The sequence below is a fragment of the Stieleria sp. genome (genome assembly GCF_041595215.1).
Lineage (GTDB): Bacteria > Planctomycetota > Planctomycetia > Pirellulales > Pirellulaceae > Stieleria > Stieleria magnilauensis.
Genome location: NZ_JBFHKV010001051.1, coordinates 1 through 2,992, shown reverse-complemented (window position 1 = coordinate 2,992; position 2,992 = coordinate 1). Strand labels below are relative to the sequence as shown.

General features: G+C 60.2%; 2 protein-coding genes and 1 pseudogene. 1 reads left to right on the top strand and 2 read right to left on the bottom strand.

The features are described 5' to 3' along the window. Positions 1–259: 259 nt before the first annotated feature. Together ABX749_RS27880 and ABX749_RS27875 are read right to left on the bottom strand one after the other, a co-directional pair. The gene (locus ABX749_RS27880; RefSeq protein ID WP_372898908.1) at positions 260–1,273 is read right to left on the bottom strand and encodes an H-X9-DG-CTERM domain-containing protein; all 1,014 of its coding nucleotides are present in this window, start codon (positions 1,271–1,273) and stop codon (positions 260–262) included. Positions 1,274–1,500: 227 nt separating this feature from the next. Then, on the bottom strand, positions 1,501–2,145 hold the full coding sequence (locus ABX749_RS27875; RefSeq protein ID WP_372898907.1) for an RNA polymerase sigma factor: 645 nt from the start codon (positions 2,143–2,145) through the stop codon (positions 1,501–1,503). A 356-nt stretch (positions 2,146–2,501) separates the two neighbouring features. Between ABX749_RS27875 and ABX749_RS27870 the strand changes: the two are divergent. Then, positions 2,502–2,992, top strand: a pseudogene (locus tag ABX749_RS27870) (permease); the annotation flags it as partial.

Sequence of the window (2,992 nt, the reverse complement as noted above, 5' to 3'; positions counted from 1 at the left end):
ATGGCAAACGATTTGGCGAGGCTGGAACGACCTCCAAGCGATGCTCTGCGGCGTTGACGCAATGAAGATTGTAAAAAGATGTGGTCAAACCTAAGCGCTGCGCTGACCTCCGGCTACTCGCTGTAATCCCGTCGGGATAAGAGCATCGCTTTGGTGTGGAGGATTGGCACCGTGTGGATTGGTCGGCGCAAAGCGCGTAGCGGGGCGGGCGAACCGTTTTGTTCAATCCAGCTGCCGCATTGTCCGCTGCAACGCGTCGCTAGCGTTGGAGGGAAATCGAGAACGGTGCACGCCAGCTCGGTGACAGGCTGGCGTCGTCGATGTTGACCCCCGCTTCGCTTGCCCCGAGGTGATTGAAGAATGGATGGTCTGGCATCGAGTTGAGGGCGTCGGCGCGGATGAATCGAACGCTGCCGTCTTCGTACAGCACGTTGATGCCCTGGCCGCTGTGGCTGAATCGCATCTTCGCCGGCTGGTCCGCCGTCATGGCGTGTTCCAAGGGAGCGTCGGCCATCACGGCGAACGACGATCGGGCCTCAAAACGCGGCGCCGAAAACCCTTGATCGCCGATCACACCGAGGGTGTAGGCGTAGTGGCCACCGGCAAATTGTTGGACCCGTTTCAGGTCATCGGGCGGCAGGCTGTGAAGCGACTCCACCGATGGCAATGTCGAAAGCGAAATCAGCGGGGAGGGTTCCTGCGGACCGGAACCGCCGGCATCGCTGAGCACCGGTAGGTCAGCCGAGGGGCACCAACGTTGATCGACGTCGTCCATCAGCCCCGCATCGGCCAGTCGGATGGCAAACATTCCGGCAAAGGCTTCTCGTCCCGACTCGGCGACTTCGGGCAGTCGCCCGTGTTCACTGCGATAAACGTATTGCATCAGCGCGGTCCAATTGCGGCGCAGCCGGTCTTCGCAGGCCACTTTCCGGGCCTCGAACCTGCCCGCGGCAATCGTCGGCAAGAGCAGCGCCAGCAACGTGGCGACCGACAGCAGGCCGCCGATCGAATCCATCACGTTCCAACGGTTGCCGCCCGCTCCCGCTTCACCCGATAGATCGACATCGGTCAGCGTCACCGGAGGATCTGCGGGCGAATCATCCATCGGCGGGATGCCGTCGGGGATCGCGGCCAGGGTTCGGGCCAGCAGGTCATCACTGGGGCCTTCGACCGCTTCAAAACTTTCTTCCAGCGGTTTCAGGCTCCGCTCGATTTCTGCGAGCTGTTCACGACCCTCGGGATGGTCGCGTAGCCAGTCGGAAACGCGTTGCATTTCGTCTGGCTCAAGAGCTCCGAGAAGGTATCCAAGCAGATCTTCGTGCATCGGCAGGAAATGCGGCGGGCGAATGAAAGTCTGACTCTGCTGCGGTCGCAGCGATGGGCGAGTGTTGTTGAATCCTACGCACAGTCGACTCAACCGGTTCAGCGAGACTCGACGTGTTCGTCAGGCCGAGCCGGTTTGGCGCGCGTCCCAGCGGCGCCGGTGCTCGTTGATTCTACTCAATCGTCCGAGGGGGTGTGGGAGTCTTCCCACATCACGCCCAATCGCTGGACGGCGGCGTGCAGGCGGCTTTTGACCGTGCCCACTGGAATTCCCAGGATTTCCGCCGCCTCGCGGTATTTCAATCCTTGGTAATAGACCAATTGAATCACCTGCTGCATGGGCTGGCCGAGCGATGAAATCGATTCTTTCATCCAGTCGCCGTTCTCTTGGGAGGCCGCGGCGGCCAGGGGGTCGGGCGTTCCGCCGACGAGTTTTTCGGCCCAGCTGGCGTTGCGTTGTTCGGAGTCGTTCGGGGTGCGATCCAGGCTGACCATCCGATGCCGCTTGTTGCGGCGCTGGACATCGATCGCCTGGTTGGTCGCGATCGCGTACAACCAGGGGCGGAAACGGCGCGAGCTGTCAAACTGTTGGCACTTCAGATGAACCTGCAAAAAGGTGCCCTGAAACGCGTCTTCGGCCATCTCGGTGCTGCCGATGTAGCGGCGAAGGTAGCTGTAGATTTCACGCTGATAGCGACCCATCAACTGATTGAACAGCGTTCGATCACCGCTGTTGCGATAGGCGGCCAGCAACGCTTCGTCGCTCAATTCATCGCTTTCGGTGGCCGAAGCGGAATGGACAGAAGCGGTGGTGGAAGACATGGGCCGAGGTTCCGATGAGCGGACAAGTGTTTTAAGGGAAACAAGCGGTCCACAGCACGCGTCAAAAGAGCGTCCAAACCGCCGCTGTGCACCGGGAATCTTTGTGCACCCTGAAAACCTATTATCTCGCCAATTGCCCCATTCGTCAAAGCGCTTTTTGGCTGAATTGTCGGCCGGCGGTGTCCAAACGGCTAGTTGCAGGCTGATTTCACCGATAAAACGCCTGGAGCGAGGCGGAGGGTCGCATCAAAACGTTTTCTTATGGATTTCCATTGAACGCATCAAATCAAACGGCTCCACACGCCCATCGCTACCAGTGGATGACGCCCGGTGATGTGAACGCATTCTTTGGGCTGATGTTGGATAATCTGACCGGATTGTTTCTGGTCGTCATCCTACTGAGCGGGTTCGGGTTCCCCACCGAGTTCGCGATTTCGGCCCTGGTGCCCGGCACCGCGTTGGGGGTTCTGGTCGGCGATTTGGCCTTTGTGTATTTCGCATTTCGGTTGGCGCGGAAGAAAAATTCCAGCGACGTGACGGCCATGCCGCTCGGGTTGGATACGCCCAGCGTGTTCGGCGTCTGCCTGTTGATCCTGGGGCCATCGTTTCGCCAAGGCGTCGATTCGCTGGGGCTGTCGGAGATCGATGCCGCCTATCGAACCTGGCACATCGGGATTTGGTGCATCGTGATGAGCGGCGTGTTGAAACTGGTGATGGCGCCGGCGTCCAACTGGGTGCGGCGCGTCGTTCCCCGCGCCGGATTGCTGGGGTCGTTGGCGGCGATCGCGTTGGCATTGATCAGTTTCTTGCCGCTGTCGGAAATTCTCGGTCGTCCGCTGCCGGGACT